15 protein-coding genes, 1 tRNA gene and 1 pseudogene are annotated in these 19747 nt (G+C 44.6%); 6 read left to right on the plus strand and 11 right to left on the minus strand.

The genetic code is table 11. From position 1 onward, the window contains the following. The 6 genes from GJR95_RS06150 to GJR95_RS06175 all read right to left on the minus strand — a co-directional run. Window positions 1-545 (minus strand): transposase (locus tag GJR95_RS06150; protein ID WP_198424814.1); only part of this gene is annotated, 545 nt, incomplete at its 3' end. Between the two features lie 208 nt (window positions 546-753). After that, complete coding sequence (locus tag GJR95_RS06155; RefSeq protein WP_162385038.1) at window positions 754-1494, minus strand: hypothetical protein; 741 nt, start codon at window positions 1492-1494, stop codon at window positions 754-756. A gap of 377 nt (window positions 1495-1871) precedes the next feature. Next, window positions 1872-2855, minus strand: coding sequence for a DUF3871 family protein (locus tag GJR95_RS06160; protein WP_232541099.1), 984 nt, complete (start codon window positions 2853-2855; stop codon window positions 1872-1874). 4 nt (window positions 2856-2859) lie between these two features. Then, window positions 2860-3036 (minus strand): hypothetical protein, encoded by a 177-nt coding sequence (locus GJR95_RS06165; protein WP_162385039.1) that lies wholly within the window; start codon window positions 3034-3036, stop codon window positions 2860-2862. Window positions 3037-3068: 32 nt separating this feature from the next. Beyond that, window positions 3069-3245 (minus strand): hypothetical protein, encoded by a 177-nt coding sequence (locus tag GJR95_RS06170; RefSeq protein ID WP_162385040.1) that lies wholly within the window; start codon window positions 3243-3245, stop codon window positions 3069-3071. A gap of 3105 nt (window positions 3246-6350) precedes the next feature. Then, window positions 6351-7580 carry an AAA family ATPase gene (locus GJR95_RS06175; RefSeq protein WP_162385041.1) on the minus strand — a complete coding sequence of 410 codons (1230 nt, stop codon included), beginning with the start codon at window positions 7578-7580 and terminating at the stop codon, window positions 6351-6353. Window positions 7581-7685: 105 nt separating this feature from the next. Here GJR95_RS06175 and GJR95_RS06180 point away from each other — a divergent pair, with 105 nt between their 5' ends. Beyond that, window positions 7686-8618, plus strand: a complete 933-nt coding sequence (locus tag GJR95_RS06180) for a hypothetical protein (RefSeq protein WP_162385042.1) — start codon at window positions 7686-7688, stop codon at window positions 8616-8618. A gap of 214 nt (window positions 8619-8832) precedes the next feature. Next, window positions 8833-9603 (plus strand): annotated as a pseudogene (locus tag GJR95_RS42730) (recombinase family protein); the annotation flags it as partial. Between the two features lie 739 nt (window positions 9604-10342). On the opposite strand, the gene GJR95_RS06190 reads toward GJR95_RS42730, so the two are convergent. After that, a tRNA-Leu gene (locus GJR95_RS06190) sits at window positions 10343-10429 on the minus strand. 110 nt (window positions 10430-10539) lie between these two features. After that, a complete protein-coding gene (locus GJR95_RS06195) occupies window positions 10540-11778 on the minus strand; it encodes an ABC transporter permease (protein WP_162385043.1) in 1239 nt (412 codons plus the stop codon). A 154-nt stretch (window positions 11779-11932) separates the two neighbouring features. Between GJR95_RS06195 and GJR95_RS06200 the strand changes: the two genes are divergently transcribed. Continuing rightward, complete coding sequence (locus tag GJR95_RS06200) at window positions 11933-13195, plus strand: asparagine synthetase B (RefSeq protein WP_162385044.1); 1263 nt, start codon at window positions 11933-11935, stop codon at window positions 13193-13195. 39 nt (window positions 13196-13234) lie between these two features. Here the strand turns inward: GJR95_RS06200 and GJR95_RS06205 are convergent, their stop codons facing one another. Then, entirely contained in the window at window positions 13235-14293 is a 1059-nt protein-coding gene (locus GJR95_RS06205) for a DNA/RNA non-specific endonuclease (protein WP_162385045.1), read from the minus strand. Window positions 14294-14515: 222 nt separating this feature from the next. Between GJR95_RS06205 and GJR95_RS06210 the strand changes: the two genes are divergently transcribed. Beyond that, window positions 14516-15739 (plus strand): BaiN/RdsA family NAD(P)/FAD-dependent oxidoreductase, encoded by a 1224-nt coding sequence (locus tag GJR95_RS06210; RefSeq protein WP_162391601.1) that lies wholly within the window; start codon window positions 14516-14518, stop codon window positions 15737-15739. Between the two features lie 104 nt (window positions 15740-15843). Further along, complete coding sequence (locus GJR95_RS06215) at window positions 15844-16278, plus strand: hypothetical protein (protein WP_232541100.1); 435 nt, start codon at window positions 15844-15846, stop codon at window positions 16276-16278. Window positions 16279-16433: 155 nt separating this feature from the next. Here the strand turns inward: GJR95_RS06215 and GJR95_RS06220 are convergent, their stop codons facing one another. Next, window positions 16434-17441, minus strand: coding sequence for an acetamidase/formamidase family protein (locus tag GJR95_RS06220; protein WP_394369999.1), 1008 nt, complete (start codon window positions 17439-17441; stop codon window positions 16434-16436). 288 nt (window positions 17442-17729) lie between these two features. On the opposite strand from GJR95_RS06220, the gene GJR95_RS06225 reads away from it, so the two are divergent. Further along, entirely contained in the window at window positions 17730-19217 is a 1488-nt protein-coding gene (locus GJR95_RS06225) for an MFS transporter (RefSeq protein ID WP_232541101.1), read from the plus strand. A 43-nt stretch (window positions 19218-19260) separates the two neighbouring features. Here the strand turns inward: GJR95_RS06225 and GJR95_RS06230 are convergent, their stop codons facing one another. Beyond that, a complete protein-coding gene (locus GJR95_RS06230; RefSeq protein WP_162385047.1) occupies window positions 19261-19671 on the minus strand; it encodes a Dabb family protein in 411 nt (136 codons plus the stop codon). Window positions 19672-19747 lie beyond the last annotated feature (76 nt).

Below are 19747 nucleotides of genomic sequence, written 5' to 3' on the forward strand. Positions count from 1 at the left end.
GTGACCACTTTACCATCCTGACGCACTTTGTAATAAATGCCGTCTAGCCACACCAAGGTGTACAGACTTTCCAATGGCCGGTTCTGCCACTCCCGCATGGCCGGGATGACTTTGTCTGTAATAGCAGCTAACTCGCTGTCTGACAGTGAATAGCCGTACATCTCTGACAGGTGTTGGCTAATGTCAGCGTAACTATTGCCCACACTGTAAAGTGATATTACCTTCTGTTCGAGCTGAGGTGTCAGTACCACCTGTCGCTTCGGAACTATCTGGGGTTGATAGCTGCCGGTGCGATCACGCGGGGTCTGTAACTCCAAAGGCCCGGCACTGCTTTTAATTTGCTTGGTGGTTTTGCCGTTGCGACGGTTTTGCTCGGTGAGCCGGGTTTGGGTAAGATGGCCATCCATTTCCCCTTCCAAAGCAGACTCCAGAAAGTGCTTAAGCAAGGGAGCGAACAGACCGTTTTCGCCCGTTAAAGGTTTGCCTTCATAAAGGCCTTTGATGGCTGCCTGTTTAAAGGCTTCAAAATCGAACTCGTTAGTCATGATAGTGAAAGTTAGAGGTTTTACTCCTTTCATTCACCTGTGACACAGTTTAGCGAGCAGTCTCGAGTACTCCCAAAATTTGTATTTCTCAATTCAAATTTCTCCCTACTTTGTAAGTCTTTTACATTATCCTAAGCAGCTTCAATATTTCAGATTGTTTAACAAAATAAACAGTTATATTTCTTACTTTGAACGAAACTTGGCAAATCTACAATCTAACCAGTGTTACTTCTATAACAAATTCGTTAGAATTTATTTGTTCGAGGTATTTCTGTCGAGTCTTTATTGTGTATTTCCCCTTCTTAGGGTTACTATAAAAATTAGTTAACCAATCATCTTTACCAATCTTAGATGAGTTAAATACATACTTTAATTCCTTAATCTGCCGTTTTAATTCTAAATATTCTGTTCTACTACTTGTTAAAAAACCAGCTTGTACCAGTGTATTATCGAGATAATACACTAACATTACTGATTTAACTCTTGTATTAGCCATGCCCAATTTACTAGTATAAGTATAAAGCATATAGTTGCTATTTAGCGCTTTTACATCGTAAAATGTATATCCCTTGTTCATTATAAAATCTTCTATTTCATCGCGACTAAGGTCAGTTAATTTTAAAAGAGAAGATATTGATAATACTTGTGCTTGAGCCTGCAAGTCTGTTATTGAGGTAGTAAATAAAGAAAATATAAATACTCCAATTGAGAACAAGCGACTCCCTCCAAATGCTTTTCTTATATAATGCTTATTCAAAAGCTGTGTATCTAACTTTTCAGAATTCTTATAAAGAAGGTTAAGTATACAGTCGCAATTCTCTTTAGTAAACCAGCGACTATGTAGATTATTAATTGCCATTTTAGTTGGTTGTTTAAACATGGAAAAGCGTAGGACATCACCCGTTTGCCAATCGAGGCCCTGAGAAGCCTGCAAAGCAAAACGAAGCAACGCCTACGCGGACCGTAGGCGCTGATCTTCGCTTCCCTGCTTTGCTTGAAATTTCTCAGGTTTCGATTGACAGGATTAGAAGCTCAACGCTAAGACAATATGTATGAATGCTACTATTTAAGCCATTCCGTGCTGGTTAGTATTTACCTCTGCAAGTTACTATTCGTATTGAAATAACGAAAAGGAACCACAAGCTTGTAAGCGAATACAGCACTTTATGACCATTATTGACAATAGATAAGGAGCCGAAGCCGCCATTTTCGGCGACTTTAGAGTAAGCAGAAACCATCTCAAAAGCTGTGATCAGTAAACACCATAACTGCCCAACGACTCCTATAGGGACCTTACCGCCAAAATGAACCTGAACCACTTTCTCATCAATGCAGGTACCAGTTACTGGTACCTCCAAGGACGGTCTCTAATAGGGATTGACTGAGCTGGAAAGCGTTTACATTTCGATCTAAGAAGGTGTCCACATAGCTGCTCTTAACAGCTCCCGTAAACAGATTATAGACATTCCATAGACTGATCGTACCGTCTTCACTTCGGCAAAATGACTCATCCCGATAGTAATCCCGAGCGATAGTATTGATTTGCGCATCCCCTATCAGCAAGGGTGCAATCTCCCTTTTCTGAGCTGGGGGCAAATACTGATATAAACGACACCGGCCAATGAGTTGAGCAAATTGCTGCTCAGTTAGAAAGTAACGCGTCAACTCCTGCATGGCACGTAGGTGTTGACTGGCCTGATAGCGTTGAATCAGCATTTGAATGGTTTCTATCAATTGCTTTACGCTCTTTACCCGAACATCGGCTAAATACCCATCTGTCCAGATGCACAGGTTAGTACATACCTTATTTTGGAAGCCAATAAAAACTTTGAAATGTTCGTCGGACCCCTTACGATTATGCAGACTGTCTAAATTGTAAGCTTTCACGCCCCCAATGGTCAGGGATAACGTATTGTCACCTACCTGTCCTTGAATGGATGGTATTTCAATGGCAAAAGCAGCCCGCTCATAATAAAGGGTTTTTTCCCAATCCGCTAAATCTTTGGCTGGCTTGTTTCGGGCTGATGGGATTCTACCCTTAATGGGATGGGATACACGCACTAAGGGCTCCAAAATAACCTCCTGTGGAAAGAACTGATAAAGCGTTTCAAAAGTAGCCTCAATAAAGTCAGCATGGGAAATTAGAGGTTCATTGTCCTTGCTATACACGGGGATAATGTGTTGGTCTCTAATTTCCCCTAACGAAGTTGGCAAGGTATTCGCGACGATAAATGTATTTTCAGGCGAAGTTTCCTGAGGAGTGATGACGTGCTGACCAACGGTTGGTAAAAGAAGCATTGGGGTTTCCATAGACTTATTTGTTTGATTGGTTAGAGAATTGATTGGCATTGATTCGCTCTTTACGCTGCACAAAGCAGACGTTGAGTACCTGGCTGAACTCAGGATATTGGTTGTAGATACTTACTACCAGCGTAGGGATGTTGGTAGCCTGTTGGATTAGTTTCTCGACCTGTTGGCGAGAAGTACGCAATTGGCACCATGCTAGAATCTGGTGGCCTGTTTCTAGCATGGGAATAAACTTGGGTTGATTACTGAATAGCCCGTTTGATCTTTAGTAGCTCGTACCTGATGGCGCACATCTAATTCAAACAGCAGGGTAAACTCGTAGTCCATTCCTTCCCGTGTGACCTCTTTGAGTCCCACTTTCTGAGGAGTCTGCTTGCTATTCTTCTCAATCAAGATATAATTCTGCTTAGCTCTGATCTTGGTAATCAGATGATAAGGACTTTGCAGAATAGCTTGAATAAAGGCATTGTGGCGGGGAGTGAACTAAGACCAGTTCGTATAGCTATTCCCGGTAGTAGCTTCATGGGTTTCCAAGATAAATTCCCATCTTGGCTAATCGAATACAGGATAACAACTTCCATTTCAACCTCTATACAAACCTGGATAACTTAGGTCGAGTAAATTGCGAATCCAGTGGCAAAACCTTGTACGATCCTAGTAAATCGGCGGCTCGAGCTTCGATATCCATCATAGCTACTTTAGTGTAATCCCGATACAGCAATGAGCAAAGCTGAAGTTTTACAGCTGCCATAGGGCCCTTGAAGCCCCACTTTGAAGCGAATTTGCCGTCGCTCGGCTTTTCTGAGTTGCATAGTAGAATTGATTAAGTGAAACGTAGGAAATGAAGTACCTCCACCAGAGAAAACAGGTATTGAAAGCTGACTAAGACGTTGGGATGACGAGAGCCGAAAAGAAGAATTAAGGCTTTGAGCATACTTTAAGATTAGGATGCAGTGAGATAGTCAAACAAGTTCAACATGCCCGAAACCGCTATAATTATCTGTGTGAATCAACACAAATATTAGCAGTCATTCCGGAAGGGGACCCACTTTGTCAAAACAGAGGCTGGGGGGTACGTAGACCTCAATACTTAGGCCGGGGAGACTTCTAAACGAGGTACCCTTTCAATATATATCCAGTAGATTCTGAGTAATAATAAAATAGCGTATACTTTTATCAACATAAACTAATGTTTTATGCAGACATCAGACGCAATATTGTTGAGGCGAGCGTGGGGAGATAAGCCCTGCGAACACCTAAACTTTGATAGGGAATACTATCTTGGTGCGCATACGGAAGACTATATTTGTACTACCTGTGGCCAAGCATTTACTCGTGCTGAGAAGGATGCTATCATTAATGCTCGTACTAAAAGTTCATCTAGCGGCCCAAGCTTCTAATAAACTTTTCTAATTCTTTAGGTAATTAGTTATCATTTGTCAGAGTAACACTTGTCCGCTGTCCGCGAGCCCTATAATATTACGGACGGACAGATAAGTTATTGATTCCTGCTAAATCTTACCTGTCGTTATATTCTATCTAGGGAATCAGTGCAGTAGTCAATGGGACATCTTACTTGTTACGGGCTAATATTGCACGTCAGTGATAGTAATTACGTCCTTTAACGATATAAAGTAAAGACTTCGGCCTGGACAAAAATATCCAGACTCTGAGTATGCTATAGACTAGAAATATAGCAGTAAATTAGGTGGAGCCATAATTTCCCCATAACGACATAAACATCCTAGACTTTAGTTCGATCACACTTGAACAATCTAAGCATAAGGTGTTCTTCTAAGACCTATCATATGAATATAAACCAGATTCAACTTCTGGTCTAGGAGTCTTCTTTTTGCGTACATATGTAGTTATTCCGGGATGAATGGGTCCCCCTGAAATAATAGTTACATCGTACTAAATGTAAAGGAAACCAAAAACTAGCTAAACACAGCAGTGGAGTATAGATGTGCATTTCTGATTATGTGTCGAAGATTGCTATACCCGTCAATCCACTGATCAGTTTGTACATTTTCCTCTGTATTTCTGTGCTTAGAGCTCTATGCGCAAGATTATAGAAGCTTTTTGTACGTTTAACTCTGATGTCAAATAGGGTTAGCTAAGGAATAACACGAGCCGAATATCATCACACGAAAGGGGACTATGTAATTCGTAACGGGATTTAGTAAATCCTCTGGCAATAGAAAGGGGCCTTATTTAGATGATGAGAGATGGGTAAACCTAGCCTTAAGTGCACTGTGATCAATGCCAAGTTTGCTATAATAACTACCATGTGTTAATCCTGTTCTGAGCAACTTAGAATGTACAATCTGGAGTATCTCCCATTACGAAAATTAATTCGATACACTGAGTTGGTCTAATTGCCGCAGTGGACTTGCTTAACTTAGCAAGATCATACAGCAACCAAGCATATCAAAATTCGGCGGAAGTTTGACGCTGTCCACTGTCCGTAACCTCTTAGTATTCATAAATGGACGGAAAAATTACAGCTTCCAGTAACTCATTCATCGCCTGTCTGATGAAACGTTGGCATGGCTTATGATAATACTAAACCAATTACGAGTTATTACTGATGTTTTGTCAGCTAGCGGATATAGGCTTGTTGAAGGTAGATAACTCCTGACTATGCTATAGGCAATAATGATGGGAAGTCCCTCTACCAGTTACAGATAGGCTTAGTATATGTTAAACTGATTGGGCTAAGGATAAATACGGAGAAGAAGTATCTGTATCCGGTCTAGGGACCAATGCAAACTCCTTCATTTTTTCCGAAGTTGGCCCGTGACGAATGAAACAAAACCATAAGGTATTTGGTGTTGTCCGTCCATTCACAATTACTAGAGTTATTTTGTGGACAGACAGCAGGTTAACTTACTTTTGAGGGTTACACTTCTCGTCCCCCTTTGAACCCGACTGCAAATAAAATAGGAGTAAATGGATAGACGGAAGGAATATACCCTTACAGTTACCTAGTGCCTTTATATTGCTACGGATTTAAGAAAATACTTTACGTCGTTCATCAAAAATATAGTATTTCTGTGGTTTAGGGAATGATTGAGTTTGTCCGTCCATCCACAACAGTATAGGATAACGGACAGACGGACATGGCTGGTTGGGCTTATTTTGAATAATTCATACTTGTGAATGCTATCATTTGCGATAAGATCAATAGCGTAGGCAAATGTTCTATAATCAATAACTAAAGTCGTCACGGGTTGATAAAGACTGTAATTATACAGATTGCAATAAATGATGAATAATGCCTAGGTACTGATACGGTAGATAACATTTACACAAGTAGATGCGGCTAACCATTTATTACTTCTAAATGAAATACTGTATTGAATAGGCTCATCCATTTACTTCCGTCCGTTAACCAAGAGAGTACAAAATTCGACCGCTGAAGTCTGTTTGATAAGCTGGCTACAAAAAAAGGCCGATTCATTTTCAGAATCAGCCTTTTCATACTTAAGTTAGCGTTTAATCCTCAAAATGACTTTCAGGGTCCATTTCATACCGAAGCCCTTGCTGACTTGCTAAATTGATTGGTTGGACCGTATCTACAAACGTTATTGGAGCTTGGGCAACCGCCTTAGATTGCTTATGATCATTTATTATCTTATGAATTGTAGAACGCTTCCAGGGATAACCTCGGCTTTCAAACAATGCCTGAATTTCCCGAATTGATTTGTTCTCCTGAAAATACGAAGCAATTGCTAAATCTGTAGCTTGCTGTTTGGCCTCATTCGCCTGTGAGCTACGTTTAGCTAAATTTTGAAAGGTTACTCGTTGGCCTGTATTCTGGAAGGTCATAGACTCTTCGTTAAAACGTAAAGCATAGCTTTCATTCTTGTGCTCCTGGCCAATATAATTGCCTTTGAGCACACACAGATGACGCAGGCTTGGATCATTTGGATCCCGGCGAAGCTCAAGTAGCGCCCGCATCTTGCCCTCAAAGCCTACACTTCCGATTACATTATCTTTTGAAGGTACCAAGAGATCGGTTCGCTTCCCGGTGTGGTGGAGGAAAAGAATTAAACATTGGTGCCGCTGAGCAATTTCAGAAAAGATCTGAATAAAAGAGCGGACCCTATTCAACGCATTCAAATCACCATCATAAATGTCCGAGAAAGCATCTATAAACACGCAGTCCACTGGATGATCTTGTAGATAGTCATTGAGGTCTGATGCTAATCCAGGCGTCTCGAATACATAACCAAGGTTTTCATCGGCATTCTCATCCGAACTAGAATCACTAGGTAGACGATTAAATAAGGCTGACATCGCTTGATCATTGTCTTCTGTACTGATATACAGTGCTTTTCCGAATCGAAGGTTTAGCGGGAATCCCAGGAATTCAGACTCTTTATTGGCAATTGAATAAGCCAGTTGCCGTAATAATGAACTCTTGCCAGTATCCGAACTTCCAGCTAAAGCTGCCACCCCAACCTGAGGAAAGAAGGGAGTAAGCAGTGTCGGTACTTCTTTGAAGTTAAGTTTCTTTAGCTGTTTGACAGTAATTACCCGAAGGCCCTTGTTTTGACTAGAGTTTATTTCTGCTAAGACTTTTGATAAACTCACCTCTTGTTTGGGAACGACTACAGAACTATCTGATTTAATGTCCTCACTTATATAGGCTCGGTGTAAACTCTTCACCTGCTGTCCGTCAGTAGTCATATTGACTACTTGGGTTGTTTTTTTATCTAACATTTTGTTTAAAATTTGGCCGCTCTAACTCATTAACCTTATGTAAATGACTGGCAACTACTCTAATAACCTCTTTTGTCCATATATAGTTCATTAACATCCATATATATGGAACCTATAAATCACGATAATGGTTTTAATTATATGAAAGTAAAGATTAGAGACTTTAATCAGGTCGAGCAAAGTAAAATTCAAAATGTAAAACTTGCAATAGGTCAGGAACAATACCATCTGGGAGATATTGACGAATGGGGATTTACCTCCCGAAATATCTTTCGATGGGCTGAAGACGACTACTTGTTAAGCGCTCGAAGTAGTACCCAAAAACGGACGAGATTTTCCTTCTTGGACTATATCTGGATCAAGATCCTACTCTGCATGTCTGATCTAGGAGTTAGTAAAAAAAGCATTTCCCAAGGTACTGGTCAGAGTGGCAAAGAGGGTAACGTAGGCAAGATCATCCGTTGTCTAGCTGCTCTCCCACTACAAGGTATGATAGTTTCAGAGGTGGTTCAAAGTAGTCAAGCCAATGCTGTTCTTAAAGCTATTAAAGTTAATGCTTATCAGGCCCTAAACGAGATAATTGTCGATAGCATTTTAACTCAGGCGAAGTACCAGCTTCGCATACATAGGGAAGGGGTCTGTCAACTGTGGCGGAATGAGCTACTAGTCGTTTCTACTGATAGTCATTTGGAAGTCGATTCTAAGTCGTTCGTTCAAATAGATTTCTGGGATCTTTTAACCGATTTTATCGTGGGCCGAATTCGGATAGGAGATGGCAAAGATTTAATGTGGAAAGGCTTCTTGACGAATCCAGAAGGGACTTTGGTCGAACACCTGAGGTACATAGGCATTATAAAAGAGCTAATGGTAGAGGTAAATGGACAGGAGCCAAAGGTTTTACCAGTTGCTAAGGAGGTAACAAAAGAAGTTGCTCAATACCTTGCCAAACGCATGGTCAAAGGTGATTACCAAAAGATAACTTACATGATAGGTAACACAACAACCTCGTTTTCGAGTAGTGATGATGCTGCCGACTGAATGATTTTATGCTCCCTCAAAAACTGAGTTTGAGCAAAAGTAATTATTACCAATAAATCAATGATAAGCATAGCAGAATGTCGTCGGCTATTAACTAGAAATGGACTTTCCATGACTGATGACCAAGTAGAGTTGATTCGCCAGACTCTACTGCAATTGGCGGAAGTAGAGTATCAGCAATTTAAGTTAAATCAACAAAATGCTTTTATAAGCAATGGAAACTCAAGCGATCATATATACACGAGTCTCGACCGAGGACCAAAAGGAAAATGGATTCAGCCTACAGGACCAGGAAGCGCGACTGCGTAAATACTGTCAGCAAAATGGCATAGAGATTATCGGACACTATCAGGATGACCACTCTGCTAAGAACTTTAACCGTCCCGCTTTTCAGCAGTTCCTACGCGAACTAAAGGCTAAAACGATCAAGCCAGACCTTTTTCTTTGTGTACGGCCGGATCGCTTCTCTCGCAATATGATGGAGAGCTGGACTATGTTACAGACATTTAAGTCGTTCGGGGTGAAGCTACAAACGCTTGAAAATCATACAGATGTGAATTCACCAGAAGCATTAATCCCTTTTATGCTTAATCTGCTCTTACCTCAAGTTGATAACGAACGACGTAGCCTAAATACCAAATCGGGTATGCGGCAAGCTGCTCGAGAGGGACGCTGGGTATGGCGAGCTCCTATTGGGTATAAAAATGATTCGGTTCACAAAACCATCGTTGTTGACAAAGCTGTAGCCCCACTTGTCATAGAAGCTTTCGAGCTATACGGAAAAGGTGTGTACGCAGCCGAGGAAGTGAGGCTGATGATGCGTAAGAAGGGACTTATTTGCAGCAAAACAAACTTTCTAAGTATGCTCGAAAACCCATTTTATACGGGTCGATTTCGACTTGAAGCTTGGAAAGATCAGCCCGAAGAAATTATTCAGGGAATCCACGAGCCGTTAATGAGTGAGGAGCTTTTTGACTTAGTTCAAGATACCCTTCATGGTAAAAAGCGGAAACAGGTTTCGGTGAGTGCTACACGTCGGGAGGAGCTAGAATTGCGAGGTTTTCTCCAATGCAAGTGCTGTGGGAGTAAGCTAACGGGTAGCGCTTCTCGTAGCCGTAATGGAGATCGTCATTTCTATTACCACTGTCAACATGGGTGTAAAGAGCGCTTCCGAGCGGATACAGCTAATCGTGATTTTGTCAAATTCCTCGATAGCATGGTCCCTCCTAAAGAGGTGATCGATCTATATAATGTAATTCTGAAGGACACTTTTGGAGTTGATGCGGCTAGGAAGGAAGTTGAGATTGCCAAGTTAAAAGGACAGATAGGGTTGGCAGAGAAACGACTTTCAGCACTGACAGACAAGTTCGTGGATGAACTCATTGAGAAGGATACGTACGTTCAAAAACGTGCAGCTTACAAAGCAGAGTTAACGGTATTGAGTGATTCGTTACGGGTTTTATATATGCAAGAAGATACCTTCGCTAAATACCTGTCTTATGGCTGTACCTTACTGGGAAATTTGCCTAAATATTATGCTCAATCGCAATTGCCAGTGCAACAAAAGATAATTGGTTCGATATTCCCCAATAAGTTGATTTACGAGGATGGAAATTATCGAACCACCGAGACTAATTATTTTATTGAGCTAATGTGCTCACCATCAACACATAACGGAAACAAAAAAGAAGGACTGACTACAAGTTCACGTAATCAGTCCTTCATGGTACCGGGAGCCGGACTCGAACCGGCATGTCCTTGCAGACAATGGTGTTTGAGACCATCGCGTCTACCGATTCCGCCATCCCGGCGACAGAATCGTCTCCGTTTCCAGAGATGCGTTTGTCAAACGTGGGTGCAAAAGTAAGGAGAAAGCTGTAACGGCAAAAGAGTGCTACGAAAATTTTTCATTTATTAGCACTTATTCATACCGAAGCGCTTCAATAGGATCGAGTTTTGACGCTCGTACGGCCGGATAAATACCGGCAAACAGGCCTACCGTTACACAGACTAATATGCCAAGGCCCATCCATGCCCACGGCACCACGAAACTACCTTCGCCCCCGCTAATGAGCATAGCAATCAGATTGCCAATGCCAAGTCCCAAAACAATACCACCCAGTCCGCCAAGAATACAGATAACAATGGCTTCAATCAGGAATTGCTCACGAATGCGTTTCGGAGTAGCGCCGAGTGATTTTCGGATACCAATTTCACGGGTACGTTCTGTAACGGATACGAGCATAATATTGAGCAAGGCAATAGAAGCTCCGAGTAAGGTTATGAACCCAATCCCGAATCCTCCCATGCGAAGATACCCGGTGATATTTTCGGTCTCCTTGGCTAGATCATCGGCGCGCTCAACTTCAAACGAATCCTGTTGCCCCAATGGGTCCCGCCGAATCTGCCGCATCACGCCACGGGCCTCACCCACGGCTTCGTCCTGATCCGCAACCGTAGGCACAGAGGCCGTAATGTTAAACGTTTGTCGTTGGGTTCCGGCCATCGCACGAGCATTGTCTAACGGAATAAGCACAATGCGGTCTTCGTCTCCACCCGTAAGACCGCCTTTTTTGGCCAGCACACCTACAACTTTATACTGATTACCAGCTACCCGAATGACCTGATTGACCGGCTCTAGTTTTTTCTCAAATAACGTATTGGCCACCTCGCTTCCTAAAATGGCCACATTAAGGGCATAAGTAAGGTCGTTTTCCGTAAAATTCCGACCACTCTGAAGCGTGAATCCTTTCACCGGAATATAAGCGCCATCTCCTCCTATTACCTGTACATTCGGATTTGTTTTTTTCGAGCCAAACTTAGCCTGTGCGGCACCGGCAGCTACCGTTGAGAGGGCAATGGTAGCGCCGTATGGGAATCGTTGTTTAAATTGAACAGCATCATGATAATCAATTGGTTCATCCTGTTTCTGGACTCTCCCACCCCGCCGAAATGCATCCTGACGAGCAACAATACTAAAGGTGTTGGCGCCCAGGCCCGCAAAACTACTCGCTACAGAATTCTGTATTCCATCAATAGCCGTCAGAATACCAACCAGCGATGTAATACCGATAGCGATAATGAGCGAGGTCAGTATGGTACGAAGCCGATTGCTTGCAATCGAGCGCAGTCCTTCGCGAATATTTTCGATAAAATTCATTTGCCAATCAGGGAATGGACGAACAGGTAACTGAGCAACGGGCAGACTATAAGTTTAATGCCCCAATCATTCATTCACAATTAATTTTCTGCACAAAATTTGCTTATCTTTCGTTATCACAAAACTACCATTAGCATTCTTAACGGGGAAACCAATGAAACGGCTGCTGTTACCGCTTATCCTAATTTTGATACTGACGGGTCATGTATGGGCCTCCAAGATCCTGATTCCAATGGATGACTCCCAGAAGAATCACCTTAAAGCGTATGGCATTGCCTATTGGGTGCTAAAAACGCACGATACCGAAATTGACTGGCTGCTCAACTACCGTGGTGGTTCGTTCCTGATGCCCCAAAGCCAGGCCTTTATCAACGAAATGGTGATTCGGGGCGTTAGCTATGAAGTTATTTCCGATGCTCAATCTGCCCAGATTCTGTCAGAAATTGCAGCGGCCGATGCCAATATGGACGCGGTAAAGCTGCAAAAACCACCCAAAGTAGCAGTCTATTCCCCAAAAACGAAACAACCCTGGGATGATGCCGTAACGATGGTTATGACCTACGCCGAAATTCCCTATGACATTGTTTTTGACGAGGAGGTAATGAATGGCAAATTACCTGAATATGACTGGCTGCACCTGCACCACGAAGATTTTACGGGGCAATACGGCAAATTTTTCCACTTCAAGGATCAACCGTGGTACATTGCTCAAAAGCAGGAAGCCGAAAGCATCTCACGTAAGTTTGGTTTTACAAAGGTACCTCAACTAAAGCGGGCCGTTACCCAGAAAATTCGCGATTTTGTGCTTGGTGGAGGCTACCTTTTCGCCATGTGTAACGCTACCGATACGTATGATATCGCGCTGGCGTCTCAAAATACAGACATTGTCGATGCGTTCTACGACGGCGATCCAGCAGACCCCAATGCAAACAGTAAACTGGATTATAGTCAGACATTTGCCTTCCGGAACTTTCAGGTATATACCAATCCATACCTGATCGAATTCTCGAATATTGACAACCAGCCCGAAGAACGGGGTCTGAGTGAACACAATGATTATTTCACGTTGTTTCAGTTCTCAGCGAAGTACGACCCTATTCCGACGATGCTTACCCAGAACCATCTGAACGTCATTAAAGGGTTTATGGGGCAAACAACGGCATTCAAGAAAAATTTGATTAAGCCTGAAGTAGTCATCATGGCCGAAAATCGTTCTGCGGGTGAGGCTCGATATATCCATAGCCCCTACGGTCGCGGGTTCTTTACCTTCTACGGCGGTCACGACCCGGAAGACTATCGGCACGAAATTGGGGAAGAACCAACCGATCTCAATTTACATCCCAACTCGGCGGGTTATCGTCTTATTTTGAATAATATTCTGTTCCCGGCAGCGAAGAAGAAGAAGCAAAAAACCTAGCAATTAAGCAAAAAGGCGAGCCGTTGCTCGCCTTTTTGCTTAATTGCTAAACCATTCTTCCACCATTTCAGAACGACCTTTGCTTTCCAGCTTTCGCTCCAGATCATCCGGGATTTTAGGAAAAAAATCTAGTCCCGTCAACTGCTCTATCTGGTCTACTGGAACCACAAACTGCTTTAACGAACTATTGGAGGACTCATTATCGAGCAAAAAACCAATCATGCGAATGTCTGGCTTGTTGCAATATAAAATAACCTTGTAAAATTTCTGGGGAACGCTTACCTCATTCGCTTTTCCAATGGTCGGCAAACCGGGTTTGAGCACTGGACCGGTCACTACATAAAGCCCATTGTCGCGCCGGGCCCATGTTCGTATCAGATTTTCAAGATCACTCCAGATACCCCGGTTAAACTCGGGGGCCTGAGGTGTGATGTTGCTCATAAAGAATGTTTCGCGCATCATTCGCTGTGAAAACTTAAAATCAGCAGCTGGCGCCAAATGCCCCCGATCATAACCGGAACGCGTATAGTCGGATGGCAGAGCGGTTCCGTTCCTGACTTCAGGATCAGGTCTGAACTGCTCATTTTTCCGATCGGCATCACCGGTTGTTTCATAGTCAAGTAACGGATAGGCCACCCATTCCGGATCTTTGTATTCGTCGCGATAACTTAGTGAGTAGCCTTCATGACGAATAAGTTCAGCATCCGATGATTTAGAAACAGGCAGTAAAAAATCGACCTGCTTCTCGAAATCGAAACGTACGGTTTTAGAAGCCCGATTCGTTTCGGACGAGCTACTACTTTTGTTATCACTCGCTTCACTTTCTGTCGATGAAGGCGATTGGTCATCAGTGGCAACGTCAGGGTTAGGTTCGGGAGCTTTATAAGGATTGGACCCTTCTTTTTCTGAATGCGAGCGTCCCAGGCCAACAATTTCGCGGACATCGTTCCAGAAGGCGACAACAGGTTTTGTTTTACCACCATAGTGAAGAAACAAACCGATCAGAAAAAACACGAATAGCAGCCCAAGGGTATTGCCCCGTAGTCGAAATCCCTGTCGTGAATAGTTTTTAGTATTAAATCGAGGCTTGAAAAACATAACTGTAAAACTACAGAGTTTGACTATAACCCGGTTGTCAGTCGGCAAGAATTAGTAAGGTATAGATTGGTTAATGCCTTCTTCCAGCCGACGAACCACAAACGCCAAACTGCTGTTACACGACTTTCACCGAAACAGCGTCAACACGCAATAGGCCGGGGCTAGTTTTAATACCACCAGAAACCCTGACACGGCTCCCGGTGAAAGTTCTGTCATACAAAAATTATGTCGTTAGCCATTACCGTTATTGGCGGAGGTGCAGCCGGTTTCTTTGGGGCCATTACCGCCCTCGAAACGTTTCCGGGTGCCACCGTCACCATTCTGGAAAAGACCCGCACTGTCCTGAATAAAGTCCGCATTTCGGGTGGCGGACGCTGTAATGTTACGCATGCCTGCTTTGACAATCGTCAATTAGTGAAACACTATCCTCGTGGAGAAAAGGCCTTGCGTCCACTGCTCAATCAATTCGATGCCGCCGATACCGTACGCTGGTTTGAACGGAATGGAGTACGCCTAAAAACCGAGGCTGATGGACGAATGTTTCCTGAAACAAACACTTCCGAAACAATCATCGATTGCCTGCTCCATGTGGCGCAAAACCTGGGCATACAGATTCACACAAGTTGTGGGGTAAACTCTTTACAGATACACAAATCAGGCTGGCAAATCCAGTTGCTCACCGGCGAAACCCTCTACGCAGACCGTGTACTTGTAGCTACCGGCGGCTATCCGCAACGACCCGCTTATGACTGGTTCCCACAACAAACCGAAGACTTAATAACACCTGTACCTTCGCTGTTTACATTCAATGTACCAGCCAGTTACCTCTTGCCACTGGCGGGCGTAGCCGTGCCCGATGCGGGGGTTTATGTGATTGGCACGAAGCAGCAGCAACGCGGTCCTCTATTATTAACTCACTGGGGGTTCAGTGGCCCGGCTGTACTTCGGCTATCGGCCTGGGCAGCCCGCGATCTGGCAGCAGTCGACTACCGGTTCACCCTACGGATAAACTGGGTTCCTACACTCTCTGAAAACGATTTACGGACGGCCTTGCAGAATTTCAGACAGCAGAATGGTCGAAAACAAGTTAGCTCACAAAATCCGTTTGGATTACCATCACGGCTTTGGCTGGCTCTAGCCGCCGAGTCAGGTATTCAGGAAAGTCAGCGATGGGCCGACCTCCCCGCCAAATTATTTAATCGCCTGACCGAACGGCTAACCAATAGCCAGTTCCAGGTAGTTGGTAAAAGTACCTTTAAAGAGGAGTTCGTCACGTGCGGGGGCGTTCCGCTCGGAAGTCTGAATCCGCAAACGCTTGAAAGCAAGGCACAACCAGGTCTGTTTTTCGCGGGCGAGGTCCTCGATGTAGATGGCATCACAGGTGGGTTCAATTTTCAGAATGCCTGGACAACTGGCTATGTCGTCGGAAAACATATTGGCTTATAGGAATCCTTTGCTCAAAACTCCCTGGTTTGGCTTTATTCATGTCTGAATGATACCGTTGCCTGCAATTCCCAAACTGTTCATGCTATCAGGTAGTTATAGACGGTATGATAACAAGATCCACTCAACGGTTTCACTTTTTGCAAAGCAGCACCAACCAGTTCTGGCTAGTCGTACCGAAAATTCTGCTGATAGGGTTTCTGGTTGGGTTGGCTTCCTGTAGAGCGACTAAAACCGCTGGTACCAGCCAACGAATTCGGTTACAGGTGGGTGAAATCAAGGAAGTTTCGCTGTCCAATCGTGGCGACGGTTCTCTGCAATTAATCGGTACGTCCGATAATCAGGAAGTAGTCGAGGTATCGCGGCCCGAGTTGGCTCCAGCGGTTGATACACTCCAACGAAATCAGTCAAAACCAACTATTTTTCAACTAAAAGGCGTCACCGTCGGCACCGCAAATGTTGTATTTTCTGAAAAACTACCCAGCGACACAGGTAACGGACAGGTGAAGAAAACGTACGTGGTTCAGGTTGTGAGTAAATAAATTTTGGGGGTTTATAGCCTGTGTGCTTTCACCTACGAACACCCAATCAATTAATACAGGACTTTCGCTCATCGGTGTAAAGGGGTGCCACGGTTTCTAATCTTGCTACCAATAATCGTGGGGCCTCTCTACACCGATGAGCGAAGTCATATAAGCTACTGCCAATAGGCGAATTTCTTATTCGTAAAAATCGATTTGGGAATCATGGCATGGACACCCAGCGTTTGATCGACTACCTGACTTACTTCGAAATCAACAGCGGTGCTGGCAATCGATAACGCTTCGTTGAACGTAAAGCCCAGTTCGTCCCGAATGAATGCACAGGCTTCTGAAAGCGCATTTTTCATGGCTTTATTCAAATCTTTATCCAACCCAACGGCAATGAAATGCGTTGGCGTTTCGGCGCGGGGCAGTTTCAGCGTTTTTCCTTTGTGAACGATAAATTTAACCGTTAGCGTGATTGCCGTCTCAATCGCAACGCCACTCACTTCGCCATTTCCCTGCGCTCCGTGGCCATCACCCGTGGTAAACAAACCACCCGGAACCGACACCGGCAGGTGTAATGTCGTTCCTTTTGTCAGGTGCTTGATGTCTAGATTTCCACCAAAAAATCCGGGTGGGATTGAGCTAACGCGGCCCGTTTCCGCCGGTGGCGACAAGGCCATAACACCCATAAATGGCCTCAGTGGAATCTCGACGCCCTCTTTTAATAACGCGACTTTTCGTTTGGCATCATAGCGGTATACGAACGTCTCACGGGTTTTAACCTCATCCGGTATACCACCTCCGCCTGGCCAGACACTGTTTACGCCAAAACCAGCCGGAAAGGTCAGGTCAAGAATGCGAATTTCAAGGCTGTCGCCGGGCTGAGCCCCTTCGATGTATACCGGACCAGTCAGCATATGACCCCGAATGCCTGATGGTTCGGGTTTCACATTTTTCATGATCGCAATGACTTCCTGCGCGTGTGCATCGACAGGCAACTGATTCTTGGCGTAAAATTCTTCCGGATTGGTCCGGCTAACACCCGACGGATTTACGGTCTGAATTTCAACCACATCACCATCTTTTACTTTATAGACAGACGGTACATCAGCCCCAAAATAGCCGTAAACCATATTTTCCGGCAACGATCGAACAACGTGATCAGGCTTGAGTAACATAGACTCCAGGGATGGCTCAGCCGGAGCCGCGTCATGACCAGTTATCAGGTTGGATACGTCAGTGGTGATGCCACCCAACGAGAGAGCCGCCAGGCCGTTTCGGGTTGTTTTGTGTAGAAATTTACGTCTGGATGTTTTCATTGGGTTGTATTGTTGATTGAAGCGTATGATTAAGAGTCCCTCAAGATAAAAGATCAACGGCGAAGTAGTAGCTTCGTCCTCGTTTTATCGTCAATTTTAGTTGAGTCTGGCCCAAACAACCAGTCTATTCCACCAGTTAAACCCTAAATGGAACTTCATTTGCCTGTGACCTCTCCCTCTTCTGCCGTCGACTCATCGGCTCCAACCAAATGGATCATTCTGGGCACAGTCATGTTCGGAACGTTCATGTCGACGCTCGATAGTAGCATTGTCAATATTGCCCTACCAACAATTCGCCGTGAATTAGCCGCTGGCGACAGCGTTGAATGGGTCGTGCTTTGTTACCTGCTAACCACAACCAGTACGTTGCTTATCATGGGCAAATTGTCGGACTGGGTTGGTCGCCGACAGCTATACATTACGGGGTTTAGTGTTTTTGTAGTAGGATCATTGTTCTGTGGACTTGCCTGGAGCCTCTGGTCGCTAGTTGCTTTTCGGGTGTTACAGGGGTTAGGTGCCTCCATGATTTACGCCATCGGACCAGCCATTATCAGTGATGCTTTCGCCCCGCGCGAGCGTGGTCAGGCTCTGGGCTTAATGGGCTCGGTTGTGGCAGCGGGTTCCAGTGCAGGGCCCGTAATTGGGGGCCTGTTACTCGGCAAATTTGGCTGGTCGAGTATTTTTTTCGTGAATGTTCCGATTGGTTTACTGGCAATCTGGCGCGCCTGGACAATACTCCCCAAAAGCCCAAAAGTTACCGGACAACGCTTTGATCTGGTTGGCGCTGGTCTTTTTCTAGTGGGCGTTACGACACTACTGACCGGGCTGGATTTTGGCCCTGAGCCACATTATGGCTGGAATGACCCTCTTGTCATCGCACTACTGTCAATCGGGGTAGTTCTGATCCTGTTTTTTCTGCTCTGGGAAATGCGGGTTAGCGAACCCATGTTACGGCTCGGCCTATTCCGAATTAAACCCTTTACGGCCGCCATTTTGGCCGCCTTTTGTGGATTTGTTGCGTCTGGAGCCAATCTGTTTGTTATACCCTTCTTTTTGCAGCAATTGCTGGAACTAAATCCCGAACGGGCAGGGCTAGTGCTGCTGGCCGGACCTTTAACACTCAGCATTATTGCCCCGCTGGGTGGCTATTTATCGAGTAGAGTCAGCACCCGCTGGTTATCGAGTACGGGCTTACTGATTACGGCCTGTGGCTATTTCGCCTTTTCGTTTCTGGATACTAGCTGGGACTGGACAGACGTGGTTTGGCGAAGTTCACTGGTCAGTTTAGGTTTTGGCCTGTTTCAATCGCCAAACAGCAGTAGCGCCCTCAATGCCGCACCGCTGACACAGCGGGGAATTGCCAGCAGTATGATTGCCTTTATGCGCAATCTAGGGTTTGTAGTCGGTATTGCTCTGGCTGCCGCTGTTTGGTATAGCCTCCGGAATCGATATGGCGTAGCCCATTCTGTTTCACCGGAAAGCGCCGTTGCTCAACTTCTGGGCATGCATTATGTCTACCTCACAATGACAGGTCTGGTATTGATGGGCGCGCTTATTTCGTTTACACGCGGCACTACGCCACTGCCATCCCCGTCAATCGATTCGGGCAATACGGTGCCGGGAGCCACTGCTTAGGAACCGGACGACCTCTAAATGTAAGGTCGTCCAGTATAACTTTCTATCGCTTCGGCCCAATTGAATCGTAGATGACAACTTTTTCCCACAGCGATGAATAATTTTTTCGAAAATCATCGTGAATCGGGTGTTTCTGATAGCTCTCCTCATCGGCAGGGCTATCGAAAAAACAGAGCCAGGAATAGGCGTATTTCCGCTCAATAACATCGCGGGTTGTGCCAGCCGGAGTACCAATATGCACTAGTTTAATGGTAGGACATTTCGCCAGTTTATTCAACCCTTCCAGCAGTTTGGCCTTGTCGGATGCGCTATCTGGCTTTTTCAGGTAGAAAAGCACATGGTGCACAAACAGTTCTTTGGGGGCCATTTCAGCCATACTCGTTGCGGGAATAGCAGCACTTAAGCCTGCCGCGACACTACTTTTAACGAATGTTCTGCGTGATTGCTCGTTCATAAACGCTTCCGGTTGGTAATCAAAACGGTATTTGTCCGCTTATAGAAGCAAAAATGAGCAACAGATTGTCAGCAAG

The organism is Spirosoma endbachense (genome assembly GCF_010233585.1).
Classification (GTDB): domain Bacteria; phylum Bacteroidota; class Bacteroidia; order Cytophagales; family Spirosomataceae; genus Spirosoma; species Spirosoma endbachense.

Coding starts and splice junctions, on each gene's coding strand:
- GJR95_RS06225 (WP_232541101.1), top strand. CDS start 17,730: ATGGAACTTCATTTGCCTGTGACCTCTCCCTCTTCTGCCGTCGACTCA.
- GJR95_RS06180 (WP_162385042.1), top strand. CDS start 7,686: ATGGAACCTATAAATCACGATAATGGTTTTAATTATATGAAAGTAAAG.
- GJR95_RS06195 (WP_162385043.1), bottom strand. CDS start 11,778: ATGAATTTTATCGAAAATATTCGCGAAGGACTGCGCTCGATTGCAAGC.
- GJR95_RS06175 (WP_162385041.1), bottom strand. CDS start 7,580: ATGTTAGATAAAAAAACAACCCAAGTAGTCAATATGACTACTGACGGA.
- GJR95_RS06200 (WP_162385044.1), top strand. CDS start 11,933: ATGAAACGGCTGCTGTTACCGCTTATCCTAATTTTGATACTGACGGGT.
- GJR95_RS06160 (WP_232541099.1), bottom strand. CDS start 2,855: ATGGAAACCCCAATGCTTCTTTTACCAACCGTTGGTCAGCACGTCATC.
- GJR95_RS06220 (WP_394369999.1), bottom strand. CDS start 17,441: ATGTTACTCAAGCCTGATCACGTTGTTCGATCGTTGCCGGAAAATATG.
- GJR95_RS06230 (WP_162385047.1), bottom strand. CDS start 19,671: ATGAACGAGCAATCACGCAGAACATTCGTTAAAAGTAGTGTCGCGGCA.
- GJR95_RS06215 (WP_232541100.1), top strand. CDS start 15,844: ATGATAACAAGATCCACTCAACGGTTTCACTTTTTGCAAAGCAGCACC.
- GJR95_RS06205 (WP_162385045.1), bottom strand. CDS start 14,293: ATGTTTTTCAAGCCTCGATTTAATACTAAAAACTATTCACGACAGGGA.